Source organism: Pseudomonas sp. B21-047, assembly GCF_024748775.1.
Lineage (GTDB): Bacteria > Pseudomonadota > Gammaproteobacteria > Pseudomonadales > Pseudomonadaceae > Aquipseudomonas > Aquipseudomonas capeferrum.
Genome location: NZ_CP087169.1, coordinates 934,568 through 953,058 on the forward strand (window position 1 = coordinate 934,568; position 18,491 = coordinate 953,058).

General features: G+C 60.7%; 22 protein-coding genes and 1 tRNA gene. 8 read left to right on the forward strand and 15 right to left on the reverse strand.

Annotated elements, in window-relative coordinates:
* Window positions 1-10 precede the first annotated feature (10 nt).
* The 13 genes from LOY26_RS04230 to LOY26_RS04295 all read right to left on the reverse strand — a co-directional run bounded on the left by LOY26_RS04230 (window position 11) and on the right by LOY26_RS04295 (window position 8,800).
* Window positions 11-1,168, reverse strand: a complete 1,158-nt coding sequence (locus tag LOY26_RS04230) for a phage major capsid protein (protein ID WP_258714434.1) — start codon at window positions 1,166-1,168, stop codon at window positions 11-13.
* A gap of 81 nt (window positions 1,169-1,249) precedes the next feature.
* On the reverse strand, window positions 1,250-1,480 hold the full coding sequence (locus LOY26_RS04235; RefSeq protein ID WP_081874717.1) for a helix-turn-helix domain-containing protein: 231 nt from the start codon (window positions 1,478-1,480) through the stop codon (window positions 1,250-1,252).
* A 3-nt stretch (window positions 1,481-1,483) separates the two neighbouring features.
* Window positions 1,484-2,773: a site-specific integrase gene (locus LOY26_RS04240; protein WP_258714435.1), complete on the reverse strand. Its 1,290-nt coding sequence runs from the start codon at window positions 2,771-2,773 to the stop codon at window positions 1,484-1,486.
* 250 nt (window positions 2,774-3,023) lie between these two features.
* Complete coding sequence (locus tag LOY26_RS04245; RefSeq protein WP_232866086.1) at window positions 3,024-3,317, reverse strand: hypothetical protein; 294 nt, start codon at window positions 3,315-3,317, stop codon at window positions 3,024-3,026.
* A complete protein-coding gene (locus tag LOY26_RS04250) occupies window positions 3,317-4,654 on the reverse strand; it encodes an AAA family ATPase (RefSeq protein WP_258714436.1) in 1,338 nt (445 codons plus the stop codon). The genes LOY26_RS04245 and LOY26_RS04250 overlap by 1 nt, the downstream gene beginning before the upstream one ends.
* Entirely contained in the window at window positions 4,651-5,058 is a 408-nt protein-coding gene (locus LOY26_RS04255; protein ID WP_258714437.1) for a virulence-associated protein E, read from the reverse strand. The genes LOY26_RS04250 and LOY26_RS04255 overlap by 4 nt, the downstream gene beginning before the upstream one ends.
* 2 nt (window positions 5,059-5,060) lie before the next feature.
* On the reverse strand, window positions 5,061-5,363 hold the full coding sequence (locus LOY26_RS04260) for a hypothetical protein (protein WP_258714438.1): 303 nt from the start codon (window positions 5,361-5,363) through the stop codon (window positions 5,061-5,063).
* The gene (locus LOY26_RS04265; protein ID WP_258714439.1) at window positions 5,360-5,635 is read right to left on the reverse strand and encodes a hypothetical protein; all 276 of its coding nucleotides are present in this window, start codon (window positions 5,633-5,635) and stop codon (window positions 5,360-5,362) included. Before LOY26_RS04265 ends, LOY26_RS04260 begins: the two co-directional genes overlap by 4 nt.
* A complete protein-coding gene (locus tag LOY26_RS04270; protein ID WP_258714890.1) occupies window positions 5,632-5,790 on the reverse strand; it encodes a hypothetical protein in 159 nt (52 codons plus the stop codon). Before LOY26_RS04270 ends, LOY26_RS04265 begins: the two co-directional genes overlap by 4 nt.
* Before the next feature lie 575 nt (window positions 5,791-6,365).
* Window positions 6,366-6,590: an AlpA family transcriptional regulator gene (locus LOY26_RS04280; protein WP_258714440.1), complete on the reverse strand. Its 225-nt coding sequence runs from the start codon at window positions 6,588-6,590 to the stop codon at window positions 6,366-6,368.
* Window positions 6,591-6,712: 122 nt separating this feature from the next.
* Entirely contained in the window at window positions 6,713-7,300 is a 588-nt protein-coding gene (locus tag LOY26_RS04285) for a hypothetical protein (RefSeq protein WP_258714441.1), read from the reverse strand.
* Window positions 7,300-8,508: an integrase arm-type DNA-binding domain-containing protein gene (locus tag LOY26_RS04290; RefSeq protein WP_258714442.1), complete on the reverse strand. Its 1,209-nt coding sequence runs from the start codon at window positions 8,506-8,508 to the stop codon at window positions 7,300-7,302. The genes LOY26_RS04285 and LOY26_RS04290 overlap by 1 nt, the downstream gene beginning before the upstream one ends.
* A 207-nt stretch (window positions 8,509-8,715) precedes the next feature.
* Window positions 8,716-8,800, reverse strand: a tRNA-Leu gene (locus LOY26_RS04295).
* Window positions 8,801-8,907: 107 nt separating this feature from the next.
* Here LOY26_RS04295 and queA point away from each other — a divergent pair.
* The 6 genes from queA to LOY26_RS04325 all read left to right on the forward strand — a co-directional run bounded on the left by queA (window position 8,908) and on the right by LOY26_RS04325 (window position 14,979).
* Complete coding sequence (gene queA / locus LOY26_RS04300; protein ID WP_033701201.1) at window positions 8,908-9,957, forward strand: tRNA preQ1(34) S-adenosylmethionine ribosyltransferase-isomerase QueA; 1,050 nt, start codon at window positions 8,908-8,910, stop codon at window positions 9,955-9,957.
* A gap of 14 nt (window positions 9,958-9,971) precedes the next feature.
* Complete coding sequence (tgt, locus tag LOY26_RS04305) at window positions 9,972-11,087, forward strand: tRNA guanosine(34) transglycosylase Tgt (RefSeq protein ID WP_077068621.1); 1,116 nt, start codon at window positions 9,972-9,974, stop codon at window positions 11,085-11,087.
* Between the two features lie 42 nt (window positions 11,088-11,129).
* A complete protein-coding gene (gene yajC / locus LOY26_RS04310) occupies window positions 11,130-11,465 on the forward strand; it encodes a preprotein translocase subunit YajC (RefSeq protein WP_027595530.1) in 336 nt (111 codons plus the stop codon).
* Between the two features lie 64 nt (window positions 11,466-11,529).
* On the forward strand, window positions 11,530-13,392 hold the full coding sequence (secD, locus tag LOY26_RS04315) for a protein translocase subunit SecD (RefSeq protein ID WP_033701200.1): 1,863 nt from the start codon (window positions 11,530-11,532) through the stop codon (window positions 13,390-13,392).
* A 10-nt stretch (window positions 13,393-13,402) separates the two neighbouring features.
* Window positions 13,403-14,311 carry a protein translocase subunit SecF gene (gene secF / locus LOY26_RS04320; protein ID WP_258714443.1) on the forward strand — a complete coding sequence of 303 codons (909 nt, stop codon included), beginning with the start codon at window positions 13,403-13,405 and terminating at the stop codon, window positions 14,309-14,311.
* Between the two features lie 119 nt (window positions 14,312-14,430).
* Entirely contained in the window at window positions 14,431-14,979 is a 549-nt protein-coding gene (locus LOY26_RS04325) for a glycine zipper 2TM domain-containing protein (protein ID WP_186656957.1), read from the forward strand.
* A gap of 54 nt (window positions 14,980-15,033) precedes the next feature.
* On the opposite strand, the gene LOY26_RS04330 is transcribed toward LOY26_RS04325, so the two are convergent.
* Window positions 15,034-16,461 carry a class I adenylate-forming enzyme family protein gene (locus LOY26_RS04330; protein ID WP_186656959.1) on the reverse strand — a complete coding sequence of 476 codons (1,428 nt, stop codon included), beginning with the start codon at window positions 16,459-16,461 and terminating at the stop codon, window positions 15,034-15,036.
* Between the two features lie 339 nt (window positions 16,462-16,800).
* Between LOY26_RS04330 and LOY26_RS04335 the strand changes: the two genes are divergently transcribed.
* Window positions 16,801-17,517 carry a LuxR family transcriptional regulator gene (locus tag LOY26_RS04335; protein WP_258714444.1) on the forward strand — a complete coding sequence of 239 codons (717 nt, stop codon included), beginning with the start codon at window positions 16,801-16,803 and terminating at the stop codon, window positions 17,515-17,517.
* Window positions 17,518-17,520: 3 nt separating this feature from the next.
* Here LOY26_RS04335 and LOY26_RS04340 read toward each other — a convergent pair whose 3' ends face one another.
* Window positions 17,521-17,751 (reverse strand): hypothetical protein, encoded by a 231-nt coding sequence (locus LOY26_RS04340; protein WP_027595536.1) that lies wholly within the window; start codon window positions 17,749-17,751, stop codon window positions 17,521-17,523.
* Window positions 17,752-17,889: 138 nt separating this feature from the next.
* Between LOY26_RS04340 and LOY26_RS04345 the strand changes: the two genes are divergently transcribed.
* On the forward strand, window positions 17,890-18,483 hold the full coding sequence (locus LOY26_RS04345; RefSeq protein WP_186662908.1) for an acyl-homoserine-lactone synthase: 594 nt from the start codon (window positions 17,890-17,892) through the stop codon (window positions 18,481-18,483).
* Window positions 18,484-18,491: the final 8 nt, after the last annotated feature.

Genomic DNA, 18,491 nt, shown 5'->3' on the forward strand with positions numbered 1-18,491 from the left:
ACGCTCGTTGTTACGGTGTCGGCGTGCCGGCCAGCGTGACGAGTCGAGTAGCTGTAGGAGCGAACACAGCCAGGCCAGCGCGCAGCTCTGCCAGGATGGTCACCATGTTGCGGCGGAAGTTGTCACCGTCGTGGCGGCTGGCCTCCACGGTCACTTCCTGACGGTCCAGCAACGCGGCCACGCTGGTATCGAGGATCAACGCCTCGCCCTGCGGCATGCCGTTGGTGACGACTACAGGGGTGCCCCACAGGCTGGGCGGCGCTGGATCGCGTGGAGTGCCAATCACATACTGGCCGTCGCCATCCTCGGCGCGCTCGCTCTCGATGGCGAACCAGTCACGCGGGTTCATCACGATGACGTTCGGGTTCCAACCTTCGGCCTTGAGGTCAGTGAGGGCTGCGCCGATGCGGTCAGCTGGCTTGCCGGTGGTGATGCCTGCAGCGGTCGCCTGCTTCTTGAACCCGAGGATTTCACCTGGCCCACCGTCGCCGTTGATGAGCTCGGCTTCCAGCTTCTGGCGAACCCCCACGCTCATCAGCGTGTTGATCTGCCCCTCAAGCTGCTCATTGTCCTGCAGCACCTGGAGGCTTGCCGGAATCCAGGTGGCGATGGTGGCGATCTCAGCCCGCTCCATCTTGGTGGGCATCGACCCTTCGGCCTTCTCCTCACCTTCCTCTTTCTGGTAGGCCGCGCCGTTGATGTAGCCGTCGAGGCGAACGAACTCGTAGGTAGCGCTGGTGACCGGCACGATCGGCAGCACATCCAGCAAGCTCAGCCGCGGCTGCGGAATGCCACGGATGCCGGCGCCATCACGCTGCGGGGCAGTTGGGTAGCTGGTCGAGCCAGTGACGCCTTTGTTGGGGTTGGTGATGGCTGCGCGGACGCCCACTTTGCAATTGATCTGGCCGGTGGACTTCATACCGTTGCGGAAGCCGGCGATGCCATCAGCGGCCACGACCTGGGCAGTCACAGCATTGGAGTCGGTGGAATCGTCGTTAGCGCCTCGGCGGGCGCTGACATTCACCATCTTCTGCTCGATTTCTTGGAGCCGGGCGCCGAACTCGGTTTGCTTCTCGGCTGAGGACGATTTGAAGTCGGCGATCTGCGTGCCGATATTTTGGAGGGTTTGATTCAGCTGGGTCATGTCCTGCTGATACGGGTCTGGCATAGGGTTCTCCGGGGTGTGTAAACGATGTCGTCTACCCTATGCGCGCACGCACACCCCGGTCAGCGGTTAACTTCGACGTCCTCAGTCGGTATCCGTCGCAAAGCGCACTATGTCGGCTATTTTGTAGAACCGCCGATTGCCTCGGCGCACGAATGGCAGCGGTGACCGACCTTCGGCAGCCAGGCGGCGGAGGTAGCTGGGGGCATAGCCCAGCAGGTCTGCCGTGGCTGGCTCGGGCACCAGGCCACCAATCAGCGGCGTGATGCCGGCCTGGGCTAGCCGCTCGGTAACGTCCTGTTCAACGTCCACCATGATTTACATGCTCCTCTGTGATGCATCCGGGTTTTCGCTAGAGGCCCCGTGATCTGTGGCCTGTGTCGGATTTTGTGGGATTGCGTATCTCGGGTATGTCTCGCCTGTGAGTGCGCTCAACCCGAGCCCGTCTAAATGGTCATGCCAGCGTTCCAGCGCTTGGCGCTTGAGGGCTTCGGCGGTGGTGTGGATGTAGGTCGCGTCCATGTTGCGCAGGGCGTGGTTCACCAGCATCTCGCCCACCAGGTAATCCACGCCCAGGTCCATCCAGCAGGTGCGGGCAACCTTGCGCACATCGTGGCTGGTCCACTGGCGGTCGCTCAGTTCGGCAAAGACCTGGCTGGCTGCTGTAGCACCCAGTGGCCCGCGCCGGCTGGCAGGGAACAGGTAGGCACCGTGATAGCCCTGGGCGGCCTGTTGGGCCTGATAGCGGCTCAGCAGTGCACAAGCCTGGCGGGTGAGCGGCAGGTTGTGGTTCTGCTTCGTCTTGGTGTCGTCGGCGGGAATGAACCACTGGCCGGCCTGTAGATCGACGTTGCGCCACAACGCGCTGCGCGTCTCGCCCAGGCGGGTACCGTGGCACAGCATCATCAGCGCCAGCAGGGCGTCACCGGGCCGGGTATCGCTCCAGCCAGCCAGCTTGGCCAGCAGATCGGGCAAGTCTCGCTCCCGCAGCCGTGACGACTTGGGCTTGATCCGCACCCCAACGAAATCCCCGAAGCGCAGCGAGCCCATGGGATTCTGCTCGATCATCCCAAGCCGGTGTGCCTTGCGCATGGCCACCGCCAGCACGTTGAACACCAGGCGCACGAATGACAGGGCATAGCGCTCTTGCAGTGGCCACATGAGCCGCTGATCAAGCGTGGCCTTGCTCACCTCGGCCAGAGGCAGGTCATGCAGCCGTGGAGCCAGGTGGCAGGTGATGGCCGACTTTGCGCCGGCCTTGCGCTTGGCCGACAAGTTGCGATCGCGCAGCATGCGATCCAGGTACCAGTCCAGAAGCTCACCGGTAAGGCTCCAGGTGCTGGTCAGCGAGGTGGCTTCGGCGTCAACCGCACGGCGCGTCAGGATGGCCGGCAGCGCGCTCAGCATGGCCTTGGTGGTCAGGCTGGGGAAGTCGCCGGCCTTGCCCCACTTGCCCCTGACAACAACGTGCCAGGCACCCCGGGTGCGATCTACGGTGGAATAGCGGAATCGCAGCTCGGGATAGCGCGGGTCACGCAATTGGCGCACCGGCTGGCCGGCCTGCTTGCGGATCTCGGCGTCACTGAAGGTGATGTGTTTGGTGGTCATGCTATGTCCTCAAACTGAGGGTGTCGGTTCACCGAACGAGGCCAGATGATCCGAATCAGATCAAATGAGCCGATTCGGATCAGGGCGCCACTGTGTAGAAAGCAACACACTGTGGCGTTTCCTACACAGTGGCGAACGTGGTCGTGCCATCCGATACGGTGGGTAAATCCCATGTTTTGCCAAACCGGGAATTCCCGCTCACCTCGTCGAGCGCTCGACGATTGCCTGCCTAGCTGTCCGGTACGGATCGTCATGAACCCACCTCGGCACCTGGCCACCGCACACGAACATCGGCCAAAGCTTCGTCGCGGGTGATCGGCTCACTGATCATGGTGAACGGTCGACACCCAGGCACCAGCACCGTCCAGTTGCAGCGGCGTTCCAGACCGTCATTCGCGGCCAGTTCCGCCAGCAGCGCCAGCCGGTTAGCTTTGACATACTTGCGCACATCGTCGGTCAGCTTTGAGGCGGGGGAGATCCGCACCCGCATACCTTGTTTCTTTGCAGAAAATCCACGTTCCAGCAGGTAGTCGAGCGCTGCCATCACAGGTCCTCCGCGTCATCATCCAGCGATGGAAGCGGCGCGCCACCCGGCAGCGGATCTTCATGCTGATCCTCCCACTCGTGCCCATTTTCGTTACTCGCGCCTACGCCAGAGGATGGGCACGAGTGGGATTCTGAGGGCACGAGTGGTTGAAAGGGCACGAATGCCGATTCCTTGAAGGCCGCCACATTCTCGCGAAGGCCGCCACGGTTTTTACTGGCGGTCTTCGATGAGTCTTGGCGGTCTTCGGAGCCAAGCTGCCAAACCCACCCCTCCTTCATCCCAACCTTGACCGCTTCAACTGACAGCGATTTTTTGGCTCGTTCGATTGTTCTCCAGGCATACCCGGCGCCAGCAGCATCGGCGCGAATTTGCTTCACCGCGATAGGGCCGTGCGACAGCATGGATACCAGGAACTGTTCGGCGTCCTCCTTCTCGGTCGTTTCTTCACTGTTCGTCGCCTCAGCATCACCCAGGATCTCCCGGGCGCTACCTTCGATGGCTGCGCCCCACGCCACGCGAGTGGTTTCGATCCCATCTCCGATGTCGCATGGCTCGATGGTGTAGGAGATACCTCCCTCGTCAGCGCCGATGTTCGACTTCGCTCGCGCCAGCACGCGTTGGTCGGAGTCTTCCTGCTTGGCAGCTACCAATACCGTGCGCGCCAGCGCCGAGAACGCTTGCGAGCCAATAACTCGATCAGCAGGCGACGAGCCAGCGCCACCCTTGGCGAAGTGAGAAATCCCCACTACGGCGCAAAGATTCTGCTCGGCGAAGTCCACTACGCCTTGCAGCGCCCGACGCACGTCATTGGCCTTGTGCATGTCGCCCTTCACTGCGCTGACGATGGGGTCGAGCATCAGAAGCGACACACCGCCAATTTCGCTGGCCGTTTCACGCAAACGGACAATGTCGTTGGCTGGGTCGAATGGATCGGCGTCGCCTCTGGCGTTGGTGAGCCCCTGGATGATGTAGACGCGGCTCATGTCAGCACCAGCAGCGGTCAAGCGGGGGATCAGCGTATCGGCTGGATCATCCTCACTCGACCAGATGAGTGCATTACCCGGCTCGCTACAGCGGCTGCCATCGGGCCAGCGTCCACCAGTGGTGATGGTGGCGATCAGACCGATCAGCAGCGTGGTTTTCCCGGTACCGCCAGCGCCGGCGAGGATGTGCAGCTTTCCTTTGGCCAGCCAGCCAGGCCACAGCCAGCGGATGGGAACGGCCTTGATTGTCGACGCCTTAACCGCATTGACGCGCCATAGGGGTGTGACGTTTTCACGATTGATAGGGCTAAGAGGCTCTGTCCATTCTTGTGCAAAGCGATCTGTAGTCATATGACCCCCAGGCGCTGCTTGGCGAGGTTGAAGCGCACCAGGTCGTCATCTGCCAAGCTCCCTTGCTGCTGAAGTGATTGGCCGATCCGAAACACCATGCGCTCATGTTCAATTGCAGCCTTACTTGGCCCGCGTCGTGGTTGCTTGTCGCCGGGGAACAAGTCCCGCAACTCCAGGCCAATTGCTGAGACAATCTCTTTAGTTGTGCAGCCGGCCCAGCACTTGAGCAAGAGGACGCCATCCGAAGTTTCACTAATCGCCAAACTCGGTTTTTTGTCATCGTGTGCAGGGCAGCAGGCTTTCCACTTATCGGCGCCAGCGGACTTAACTTTGTCTAACCGGTTGAGCAATTTATCCAGGCAAGCCGATCCCGTCGGCGCAAATGCACCGTTTCGGATATTCATGATCAAGCCCTCGGGAGTTTTGCTTGCAGGTGATACTCAGCAGCTGCTTGGGTATCTACCAAGTTGCTGATGAGCGTACCCATGCTTTCAAGCATCCAGCCGACACTAGTCACGGCTTGATCGCTCAAACCGGTTTCGCCATTCGAAGCAGTACACGCAAGCAAATTGCCTATGCCAGATATGCCGTGCGCCAGTGTGCAGGCGTATTCCTTCGTTGAGTCGGCAGTTTTCCGAAGCTCATCGACCGACATTTCTTTGATTGCCTCATCCTTGGGAAGAAGGCCGTTCCAATTGATCAAGCTCATTGGGCACCCCCGGATTTGATCTCCCCATGTGAGGCGCCTAGGTGACGGTGCTTCCAAAGGAAGTTGCCGCTGAAGAAGATGACCTGTTCCAGGTGCCGCGCAATGTCACACATTGGCCCTTCCTCATGGCTTGAGCACATGGGATAGAGCAGCGCGTAGAGCTTGTGGAACTCGTCTCGCGCGAAGTTCATCGAGCACATGTCACGGGCATCGATCAATGCTTCAGGCAGAACTTCGCCTTCAAGGGGCGAGTTACTTGGGAAGCAGTTCATTGCACACCCCCTTGGGCTTCCAGGGCGCGGGCTTGATCCATGTGGTGGTTGTAGCGCTTCAAGCGGACGGACAGGGACGAATTTGCGCGGAGAGCGCTGAGGGCCATCTTGCGGTGAGCAAGGGCACGGATTTTGGACGGAATGAGGGTGTGCATGGGCGTAGCTCCTTTTGCTGTTGAGGAGCTGCCACGATCCTTCCTACGGGATTGGGTGGCAGCTATGCGTGGGGTAGGAATACCGGGGCAAAAGGGTCCCGGCCAGACCGAAGTCTGCCCACGCACAGCCGCCATAAAGCAGGAATGCGGGCACAAAAAAAGCGCCTGCAATCGAAATGGGGCGCTGTGCGCCTTTTGCTTGCTCGGGTTCCTACGCCCGGTCGCTGAATTTGCAGCGACGTGATCACCATACAATGGGGCGCAGGTAGAGGCAAGGCCTGTATTGCCGAAGACCGCCACTTTTTCGCGTAGGCCGCCACGGCTTTGGCTGGCGGTCTTCGATGAGTCTTGGCGGTCTTCGGTGGAATTGACCGGAACTGCTTGCCCGTTCGTGGCTACGTTTTTTACTGGGCGCGAATGTGGTTTCGAGGGCATGGATGGAGGGAAGGGTGAAAATGCACTCAGTCTTACTCGTGCCCATATTTTCCACTCGTGCCCATCCCTGTGCGTGGGCACGAGTGAGAAATATGGGCGCGAGTAAGGAGAAAGGGCATCAGTGGAGCCAGGGTGAGTCATCACGCCACCTCCCCGCGGCATGCTGCGATCTGCTCGTCACACCAGGCATGAATCTCGGCCTCGATCCACACGACACACTTCGGGCCGAGGGTAACTTGCTTGGGGAAAGCGCCAGCGGCGATACGGCGGTAAATCTCGGTGCAGGACAGGCCGGTGATCGACTCAACGTCCTGGCGCTTGATGAAGCGGCGAGCGGGTGGGGTAGTGTTGGTAGGGCTGGCCATCTACTGCGCCTCCTTGGGCGTTTTGGGGATGACCTATCGTGGCGCTCTGTAACTGTACATAAAATCAGTATGGCGCCACGTTAAAATGGTTTTCCGCAACGTTAAATACCATTTCCGAAACGCTAGCCAGGTTTCTTTGTTCGCCCTGGGCGTATTGCATGCGGGGGGGCAACTGGCCTGATCCACTTACGTACCCCATCAGGATCTTTTGGGAGTACCTTGTCTAGGCCTTCGCTGTGGAGCTGGGCGTAAATGGCTTGAGCCATTTCACCAATACGGATGCATTGATCGTGATCTTCTGCCCATTTCTCCACTGCAACTTCACGCGCCCTGTCTGCTGCACGTTTGAGCGATTTATTACGCGCATTTAGTCCTCGCAAAGAAGCCATTTCTCTATTAACTGCGCGTGAGCTGTAATCAATAAGAGAACCAAATAGCGCAGTGCCAATGGACATCATTGCGACCCTGATGCCTTCAGCAACTTCCTCGTCTTCTGTCGAAATTGCTGCCAAGATTTCGAACGCTTCATTTATGTTCGGCTCGTAGTCATCACGTGACTCTCCTACAGTTAAGCCACATGCCAAGAATATCTCCCTTATCTCGGGTAGATTTGGAGTCTGTCCGGCTTCTAGTGCAGGCTTTAGGCAATCAATCACGCGATCAAGCTGAGGGCCGACTCTTTTTTCTGTAGGCGTGTTGCATTCATCCATTATGTCGATCTCCTGATTGAAACCACATTCGCGCCAGCGCAAAGCGCGTCAATCTCATCCGCCCAGTTCTGCATCATCTCCCGTCGCTGTTCCAGGTAATGCGCATGGTTGTATGTGTCACGGATGGAGTCTTGATCGCCGTGAGCCAGTTGCCGCTCGATCCAGTCGCGGTTGTAGCCCCGGGTGTTGAGGCTGGTGCTCAGTAGGTGGCGGAACCCGTGGCCGGTCTGGCGTCCCTCGTAGCCCATAGTGGATAGCGCCTTATTCACCGTGTTCTCGCTCATTGGCCTGGACCGATCATTGCGGCCAGGGAAGGCGAGGGGATATGAGCCGGTAAGTTCATGCAGGGTACGCAGCAGAACTACGGCCTGACGTGGGAGCGGGACGATGTGAGGGCGCCGTGCCTTCATCCGTCCTGCAGGGATCGTCCAGGTAGCTGACTCCAAGTCGAACTCGTCCCAGGGCGCCAGCCGCAGCTCACCGGGTCGCACTGCTGTTAGCAGTAACAGGCGAATGGCGATTTTGCTGGTGATATCGCACTGGGCCGCGTCCAGCTTCTCCAGCAAATCGGGCAGTTCGCCTTCTGATACGTGCGGATGGTGGCGAGTGCGAGGGGCGTGCGCGGCTACCACGTCCAGATCGGTGGCGGGGTTGCCGGGTACCACGCCCTTGGCCAAGCCGAAACGGAATATCTGGCTCAGCCACTGGCGAACCTTGCGGGCGACGTTGAATGCCTCGCGCCGCTCGATCTTGCGCACCAGGTCGACCAGCTCAGGGCGTTGCACGTCGGCAGCGGGCCGTTTGCCAATCACCGGGAATATGTCCGACTCAAGATACTGCAGCGCTTTCGATGCGGTGGCTGGCGCCCATCGTGGCTGGTTGTAGTCGTACCATTCCCGCGCTAGCACTTCGAGCGTCAGCACCTGGGCGGCGGCAGCGGCCTTTTCCTGCTGTTTATGTGCGCTTGGGTCTATGTCCTGTGCCAGCAACTTTCGCGCGGCATCCCGGCGCTCGCGTGCCTGGGCAAGTGTGACGGCGGGGTAGGCGCCCAGGCCCAGCATCTTGGCCTTGCCCTCGAATCGGTAGCGAAGGCGCCAGAGCTTCCCGCCAGCGGTCGTCACCTCAAGGCAAAGGCCCTGGGCGTCAGCGAGGCGATAGAGCTTGTCGCGGGGTTTGGCGGTGCGGATGGCGGTATCTGTGAGCGCCACGGCTATTCCCTTGCAGTGCCGAACCGCGCTGGATTGCGGTCGGTGTGTGAGTAGGATTCTGGACCGAACTCGTCCTACTCACAAATCTACTCACATACTTTGGGGCTTACAAGGGAATCACTGGGAACGATGGGCACAAAAAAACCGGCTCAGTGGCCGGTTTCTCTGGTGTTCCGGGTCTGGTAGGGACCGCTTGGAACTATATGATGGTGCCCCGAGGGAGACTCGAACTCCCACTCCTTTCGAAAACGGATTTTGAATCCGCCGCGTCTACCAATTCCGCCATCAGGGCTTGTGGCGCGCAGTATAGAGAGGTGCCTCGGGTCGGTCAATCGGGTTTCATGGTCAATTTTCACACATTGGGCTAAACTTCCCGGCCCTGCCGAACCGAACATCATCATGCGCGTCGCCGATTTTTCCTTCGAACTCCCCGATTCCCTGATCGCCCGCCACCCTCTGGCCGAGCGCCATGGTAGCCGTCTGCTGGTCCTCGATGGGCCGAGCGGCGCCTTGGTACATCAGCAATTCACCGATCTGCTCGACTATTTGCGCCCGGGCGACCTGATGGTATTCAACAATACCCGGGTTATCCCGGCGCGCTTGTTCGGCCAGAAAGCCTCCGGCGGCAAGCTGGAAGTGCTGGTCGAGCGCGTGCTCGACAGCCACCGGGTATTGGCCCACGTGCGCTCCAGCAAGGCGCCCAAGGTGGGTGCGCAGATTCTCATCGATGGCGGTGGCGAGGCCGAAATGGTCGCGCGCCACGAGACGCTGTTCGAGCTGCGCTTCACCGAAGAGGTGCTGCCACTGCTCGAACGCGTCGGGCACATGCCGCTGCCGCCCTATATCGACCGCCCCGACGAGGGCGCCGACCGTGAGCGTTACCAGACCGTCTACGCCGAGCGTGCCGGTGCGGTCGCAGCGCCCACGGCCGGCCTGCACTTCGACCAGGCGCTGCTGGAGCAGATTGCCGCCAAGGGCGTGGAGCGGGCCTTCGTGACCCTGCACGTCGGCGCGGGCACCTTCCAGCCGGTGCGGGTCGACAAGATCGAAGACCATCACATGCATAAAGAGTGGCTCGAAGTGAGCCAGGATGTGGTGGATGCGGTTGAGGCCTGCCGTGCCCGCGGCGGGCGTGTGGTGGCCGTGGGCACCACCAGCGTGCGCTCGCTGGAAAGCGCGGCGCGCGACGGCGTGCTCAAGGCATTCAGCGGTGATACCGACATCTTCATTTACCCGGGCCGGCCATTCCATGTGGTCGATGCCCTGGTCACCAACTTCCACCTGCCGGAGTCCACGCTGCTGATGCTGGTCTCGGCCTTCGCCGGCTACCCCGAGACCATGGCCGCCTACGCGGCTGCGGTCGAGCAGGGGTACCGCTTCTTCAGTTACGGTGATGCCATGTTCATCACCCGCAATCCGGCGCCACGCGGGCCCGAGGATCAAGCATGAGTCGCACCTGTCGAATGTCCTTCGAACTGCTGGCCACCGACGGCAAGGCCCGTCGTGGTCGCATTACCTTCCCCCGAGGCACCGTGGAAACCCCGGCGTTCATGCCGGTAGGCACCTACGGCACGGTCAAAGGCATGCTGCCGCGCGACATCGAGGCCATCGGCGCCGAGATGATCCTGGGCAACACCTTCCACCTGTGGCTGCGCCCGGGCACCGAGGTGATCAAGAAGCACAACGGCCTGCACGACTTCATGCAGTGGAAAGGCCCGATCCTCACCGACTCCGGTGGCTTCCAGGTGTTCAGCCTCGGCGCCATGCGCAAGATCAAAGAGGAAGGCGTGACCTTCGCCTCGCCCGTCGACGGCTCCAAAGTGTTCATGGGCCCCGAAGAGTCGATGCAGGTCCAGCGTGACCTGGGCTCGGACGTGGTGATGATCTTCGACGAGTGCACCCCTTACCCGGCCGAGCACGACGTGGCGCGCACCTCCATGGAGCTGTCGCTGCGCTGGGCCCAGCGCTCGAAAAACGCCCACGCCGACAACACTGCGGCGCTGTTCGGCATCGTCCAGGGCGGTATGTACCAGGACCTGCGCATGCGCTCGCTGGAAGGCCTGGAAAACATCGGCTTCGACGGCCTGGCCATCGGCGGCCTGTCGGTGGGCGAGCCCAAGCACGAGATGATCAAGGTGCTGGACTACCTGCCGGACCAGATGCCTGCTGACAAACCTCGTTACCTTATGGGGGTAGGCAAACCGGAAGATCTCGTTGAGGGTGTGCGCCGCGGCGTCGACATGTTCGACTGCGTGATGCCGACGCGTAACGCACGCAACGGCCATCTGTTCGTCGATACCGGGGTGATCAAGATCCGCAATGCGTTCCATCGCCACGATGAGTCGCCGCTGGATCCGACCTGCGATTGCTACACCTGCACCAACTTCTCCCGCGCGTATCTCCACCACCTGGACAAATGCGGCGAAATGTTGAGCAGCATGCTGAATACCATCCACAACTTGCGCCATTACCAGCGCTTGATGGCCGGTTTACGCGAGGCTATTCAACAGGGTAAATTGGCCGCCTTTGTCGACGCCTTCTACGCCAAACGCGGGCTGCCTGTGCCGCCTTTGGGCTGATTGTCAGCACTTAAATATTAAAACTCAGTAATGGAGTGCCTCATGAGCTTTCTGATTCCCGCCGCTTACGCGGACGCAGCAGCACCTGCCGCCGGCCCAGCCGGTACCGGTTTCGAGTGGATCTTCCTGGTCGGCTTCCTGGTCATCTTCTACCTGATGATCTGGCGTCCACAGGCCAAGCGCGCCAAAGAGCAGAAGAACCTGTTGGGCAACTTGCAAAAAGGTGACGAAGTTGTCACCAACGGCGGCATCGCCGGCAAGATCGTCAAGGTCACCGATGATTTCGTGGTGCTGGAAGTTTCCGACACCGTCGAGCTGAAGTTCCAGAAGGGCGCCATCGCCGCGACCCTGCCAAAAGGTACGCTCAAGGCTATCTGAGTTACCGGTTTTATTTTTCCAGTCGGGGCGCGCAACGCGCCCCGCGTCTTGAACGGGCGGCGTGATGCTGAACAAATACCCTCTGTGGAAATACGCACTGATCCTGCTGGTACTGGCGATCGGTTTTATTTATTCCGCTCCCAACCTCTACCCGGATGATCCGGCGGTGCAAGTCAGTGGTGCCAGTTCGGCGCTGCAGGTAAACCAGGCCGACCTCGATCGCGTCTCCAAGGCGCTGACCGATGCCGGTATCACCGTCAAGGGCGCCAGCCTGGGTGAAAAGGGCAGTGCGCTGATTCGCCTGACCAACCAGGAAGACCAGCTTCCAGCCAAGGATGTAGTGCGCAAGGCACTGGGCGATGATTACGTCGTGGCCCTGAACCTGGCCCAGACCACTCCGCAATGGCTGCGTAACCTGGGTGCAAGCCCGATGAAACTGGGCCTGGACCTGTCCGGTGGTGTGCACTTCCTGCTGGAAGTGGACATGGACAAGGCCATGACCGCCCGTATGAAGGTGTACGAAGGGGAGGTCAAAACCCTCCTGCGCAAAGAGCGCATCCGCTACCGCAGCCTGCCTCAGCAGGATGGCGGCATCATGCTGGGCTTCGCTGACGATGCAACCCGCGAGCAGGCACGTGCCCTGATCCGCAAGAATTTCTCCGATTTCGACCTGACGGCCACCGAGCGCAATGACCTCGCCGTGCTGCGTCTGGCGCTGACTCAGGCGAAAGTCGCCGAGATCCGCGAATACTCGATCAAGCAGAACCTGACCACCGTGCGCAACCGCGTCAACGAGCTGGGCGTGGCCGAGCCGCTGGTTCAGCGTCAGGGCGCCAACCGTATCGTGGTCGAGCTGCCAGGCGTGCAGGACACTGCCGAAGCCAAGCGTATCCTCGGCAAGACCGCTAACCTTGAGTTCCGCTTCGGTGCCGAACCTGGCGCGTCCAAGGCAACCACCGAGGTCTTCGAATTCCGCGAGGGCGGCCGCTCCGCCCCGGTCGAGCGTGGCCTGATCATCACCGGTGACCAGGTTACCGACGCCCAGGCCAGCTTCGACGAGCACGGCCGCCCGCAAGTGAACATCCGCCTGGATGGCCACGGCGGCGAGCTGATGAGCCGCGCCACGCGCAGCAACGTCGGGCGCAGCATGGCGGTGATCTTCATCGAGCAGAAGCCGGTCACCCGCTACGTCAAGCAGACCGTCGACGGCGTCGAGAAGGAAGTGCCGGTACAGAGCTTCCAGGAAGAGAAGAAGATCATCAGCCTGGCGACCATTCAGTCGCCGCTGGGTAGCCAGTTCCGCATCACCGGCCTGAACGGCCAGGGCGAATCGTCCGAGCTGGCCCTGCTGCTGCGTGCCGGTGGTCTGGCTGCGCCGATGTACTTCGCTGAAGAACGTACCATTGGCCCAAGCCTGGGTGCGGACAACATCACCAAGGGTATCGATGCGTCGCTGTGGGGCATGCTGTTCGTCTCGCTGTTCATCATCGCCATCTACCGCGGCTTCGGCGTGATCGCCACCATCGCCCTGGCGGGCAACATGGTCTTGCTGCTGGCGCTGATGTCGCTGCTGGGCGCGACCCTGACCCTGCCGGGTATCGCGGGTATCGTGTTGACCATGGGTATGGCGGTAGACGCCAACGTGCTGATCTTCTCGCGTATCCGTGAGGAGCTCAAAGCCGGCATGTCGGTGCAGCGCGCCATCCATGAAGGTTTCAACCGCGCCTTTACCGCGATCATCGACGCCAACCTGACCAGCCTGCTGGTCGGCGGCATCCTGTTCGCCATGGGTACCGGCCCGGTCAAGGGCTTTGCGGTCACCATGTCCCTCGGGATTTTCACCTCGATGTTCACCGCCATCATGGTGACCCGCGCAATGGTCAACCTGACCTGCGGCGGGCGTGACATCAAGAAGCTGTGGGTTTGAGGGAGCTGCGATGAAAACCATCAACTTCATGGGCGTACGCAATGTCGCGTTCGCCATCACTGTGCTCCTCACCGTCCTGGCGCTGTTCAGCTGGTGGCAGAAGGGCCTGAACTTTGGCCTGGACTTCACCGGCGGTACGCTCATCGAGCTGACCTACGAGCGCCCGGCCGACCTCAAGGCGGTACGTGCCGAACTGGTCAACTCCGGCTTCCACGAGGCCGTGGTGCAGAGCTTTGGCGCAACCACCGACCTGCTGGTGCGTATGCCGGGCGATGACCCGCAACTGGGCAGCAAGGTAGCCGAGGCACTGCAAAAAGCCGGCGGCGACAACCCGGCCACGCTCAAGCGCGTCGAGTTCGTAGGCCCGCAGGTGGGTGAAGAGCTGCGTGACCAGGGTGGTATGGGCATGCTCCTGGCCCTGGGCGGCATCCTCATCTACCTGGCCTTCCGCTTCCAGTGGAAGTTCGCCGTGGGCGCGATCATCTCGCTGATCCACGACGTGGTGGTGACGCTGGGTATCCTGTCGTTCTTCCAGATCACCTTCGACCTGACGGTATTGGCGGCGGTGCTGGCGATCATCGGTTACTCGCTCAACGACACCATTGTCGTATTCGACCGGGTGCGTGAGAACTTCCGTGTGATGCGCAAGGCTTCGCTGATCGAGAACATCAACGTCTCGACCACCCAGACCCTGCTGCGTACCATCGCCACCTCGGTGTCGACCTTGCTGGCCATCGCCGCACTGCTGTTCTTCGGTGGCGACAACCTGTTCGGCTTCTCGCTGGCGCTGTTCATCGGGGTCTTGGCCGGTACCTACTCGTCGATCTATATCGCCAACGTGGTACTGATCTGGCTGAACCTGAACAGTGAAGACCTGATTCCGCCAGCCAAGACCGAAGGTGTGGACGAGCGTCCGTAAGGGCTTTCCTACGCCGTTTGGCGAATCAAGAGGCGCGAGTATTGAACTCGCGCCTTTTTTTTTGCTCCAAGGCAGGGAGAAGGCGGGCTATGTCCCGCAGGGAAGATCAGGAGGTTCAGGTGAATAAATCAATGCTGGTGGGGGCGGTACTGGGTGCTGTCGGTGTAACTGCCGGAGGTGCTGTGGCGACCTACAGCTTGGTGAACAAAGGGCCGGAGTACGCCCAGGTCACCGATGTGCAGCCGATCAAGCAGCAGGTCAAGACACCGCGTGAGGTCTGCAAGGACGTCACCGTGACGCGGCAGGCGCCGGTCAAGGACCAGCACCAGATCGCCGGTACGGTCGTGGGTGCCCTGGCCGGTGGCCTGCTGGGTAACCAGATTGGTGGTGGTACCGGCAAGAAGATCGCCACCGTGGCCGGCGCGGTCGGTGGTGGCTATGCCGGTAACAAGGTGCAGGAAGGCATGCAGCAGCGTGACACTTACACCACGACGCAAACCCGCTGCAATACGGTCAATGACATCAGCGACAAGGTCGTTGGTTATAACGTGAAGTACACCATTGGTGACCAGGCGGGGCAGGTGAAGATGGACCGCGAGCCGGGCTCGACCATCCCCCTGGACAAGAATGGCAAGCTGATTCTCAGTGAGAACCAGGCCGGGCAGTAACGCTCATATTGCCGAGCTAGAGGGGCGGGCTGGCGAGCCCGCTCCCAAGCCGGTCTAGCGTAGTTGTTGCTGCGCGCCTAGCTGCTTGCGAAGCCGGGCACGGTCCGGCTTGCCGGTCGGCGTCATGGGTATCCGTTCAAGCACTGCGATACTGGCACTAATGCCCAGGCGTTCCAGCCCCCCGGCCAGTTCCGCCAACCGCTCATGCGCGTCAGCTGTGTTGCCTTGCACAATCACATGGGCGCGCCGGCGATCCTGCTCGTCTACCAGTACCATCACGCGCTCGAACTTCATGGCCTGTGCGATCTGCGCTTCCAGGGCGGGGGCAAACTGCATGCCTTGTTGCGTGAGCAGGGCATCCGTCGCGCGCCCCAGCGGCATCAGGCTGCCGTCGGCAAGGCGCCGGGCGATATCGCCGGTGGCATAGGCCTGGTCCTCGCAAGGGATCGGTGCAGGTGGGAAGTACCCCGAGCCGCGGTGCGTGGAGCGGGCGATGATTTCGCCTACCTCCGGTTGCGCGGGGTCCAGCGGTTCCAGCGTCACCTCGACATCACCTACCGGGCGCATGCCACAGCCGACCTGCAGGTTCGGCGTGAAGTTTGCCAGGACCATGCCGAACTCCGTCGAGCCGTAGATCCTTTTCAGGTGCACGCCCAGGTGGCGCTCGCTTTCCAGCACCACATGGTCGTCCAGGTAGGCGCCGCCGCAGAAAGGTTTGCTCAGTGCTGGCAGGCGGATGCCGGTGTTCTGTGCGGCCTGTGCCAGCTCCAGGTACTGCGACGGCAGTGCGCTCATCACGCTGATGCGCTGTTCGTGCAGGGTGCGCAGGGTGTGCTCAACCTGGGTCGCATCACCCAGGTACAGCGTCGCACCCGTCAGCAAAGCCGGGAATACATGCAGGTCTACTGCATGCCCGCCATCGAGGCTATGGATATTCAGGTAGCGCGCACCGGCGTCCAGGCCGGCGCTGTCTACCCAATGCATGATTTCACGGTACAGCCGGTCCTGGCGCCACAGCGCAAGTTTGGGTGCGCCGGTGCTGCCTGAGGTTTCCTGCATGCGCATCAGCCCGGCGCAGTCGCGCCACGCTGGGGTCTTGAGGTTGACAGGTGTGGGCGAGTAGAGGGTAAAGCCTGGTACACCAAGGCCCGCCGGCACGATGCCGGCTTCGGTGATCAGTAGGGCGGCGCCGACCTGGCCCAGGCGCATTGCCCGCTGGTGCTTGCTGCTGGCCACGCTCACGGGGCAGTGAATCAGCCCCAGGCTCGCCATGGCAAACAGCAGCGCCACATAACCGGTACTGTTGCCCAGTTGAGTGGCTACCACATCACCTTCGCGCAGGCCTGCGGCATGCAGCCTGGCGCGTAACTGGTCGATGTCCTGCAGCAGTTCGCCGTAGCTGCGGGTTTTGCCATGGCTGTCGACGACCGCCGGGTAGTCGCGATGGCGCGCAACCATGCTGAAGAACTGTTGCTGGAACATGCAGGAGGGCTCCTTGTGGGTCAGCCGAAATACAGCTTCAGGTGTTTTCCCGTGCCGTCCATGTGCATCGTGGTGCTGCCTGCCGGTGCAGGCTGGTGCCACGCTAGTAAATAGGCTGCGCGCAGCCCCTGGTACCTCCCAGAACAGGGAGGTTGTGGCGGGTTGGGCAACTGACTAGTGTCTGCGACCGCTTGCTTCTCGTCGGCGAGCACTCTATGCACGTTGATTTCAATGTGCCATGTAACTATCTTATCGACCCACCTGAATGAGGGAGTCGATATTCCCTCGCGTGTTGTCTCGCCATGAGACCACCGTCAAACGGTGCCTACGAGGAAGGGAATGACCCTACTGGTAATGGATGAGCTGCTACGACTCAGCGAAATGGAGCGCTTTGAGGACTGGCTGGCTCACCTTAAAATCCTGACCCGCAAGCTGGGATACTCGAACTTTCTGATCGGTCTCAAGCCTGCGCCCACTGACGCCAATCAGCAGGTGCTGATCTACAGCGACTACCCTGATGCGTGGCGCACACGTTACGACGCCGAGTCCTACGCTGCAGTCGATCCGGTGGTTCAGCACTGCCTGAATGCAAACCGGCCACTGCTCTGGGACCGGGACAACTACCGCCGTCCCTCAGAGTCGGAATTCTTCGAAGAAGCCGCCGCACATGGCTTGCAGCAAGGCCTTGCGCTGCCCTTGCATGGTCCGCGCGGCGAGGCGGGCATGCTCTGCCTGAAGCCCTCTGAAAGTGGTCCGCGAACGACGGCTACGATGATCGAGTCCTTGCCTATGGCGACCCTGCTGCGCGATTACGCGATGGAGGGGATGCTCAAGGCGCGCATCGAATGCTCCACACCCGTGCACCTGACGAGCCGGGAAAAAGAGGTGCTGCAGTGGAGCGCAGCAGGCAAGACCACCTGGGAAATCTCGATGATTCTTTCGTGCACGACCTCGGCCATCGACTTCCACTTCAAGAACATCCGCCGCAAGTTCCAGGTCAGCTCGCGCCAGATGGCGGTACTCAAGGCCATCCAGCAAAAATCGATCACGCCCTGAGTGTCACTGCGGGCGTTGGGCCAGGTCGCTTTCCTCCAGGCGACCGCTGAGGTAAAGGCGCAGCAGGATATACACCGGCGCGGGCACTTGACTGGTGCATTCGATGCGGCTGGCGCAGGCCTGGCTGATGCCGAACCTTGACCAGAATTCGGTCTGGCTCTGCTTGAGGCCCAGGCGCAGGCTGATGGCTTGATGGGCGACCTCGCGCACAGCTGAGGTATTGAGTAGCTTCATCGGGAATCAATCCTGCAAAAGCCGAAAAATTAACAAGTCTGGTTAATGTCGGCCACCTCCCAAATTAGGTAGGATTTTATTTAACCGGCATGAATATACCGTGGGTGGCAATTCAAACCCCTGCCGGTAATTGCCACTATGCTTATTTCCATTGATCGCCGCACTAACATCGACCCGCAAGCGCTGAATGCCATGCATAAACTTCGGGCACGTATCTTCAAAGTTAAAAAGATGTGGGACATCCCGCTGATCAATGACATGGAGATCGATGGCTACGATGCGCTCGACCCCTATTACATGATCATCAACCGCGATGACGAGGCGGGCTATGTCTGTGGGTGCTGGCGGATACTGCCGACCACGGGCCCGAACATGCTGGCGCATACCTTCCCCGAACTGCTGCATGGGCATCCTGCACCGTGCTCCGACGCCATCTGGGAGCTCAGCCGCTTTGCCATCGAACTGCCGGACGGCAATCGGTTCGGCTTCTCCCAGGGCACCACGCAGGCTATTCATGCGATCGTCAATTATGCCATTGGCTGTGGCGTGGAACAGTTTGTCACGGTGACCACGGTGGGGGTCGAGAAAATGTTGATCCGCCTGGGGTTGGATATCAGCCGCTTCGGCCCGGCGTTGCAAATTGGTGTCGAGCGTGCGGTGGCGTTGCGCATCGAGTTGAATGAGAAGACGACCTCGGCATTGGAGGCGGCCATCAAGAATAACTGCCATTGAATAGGCCA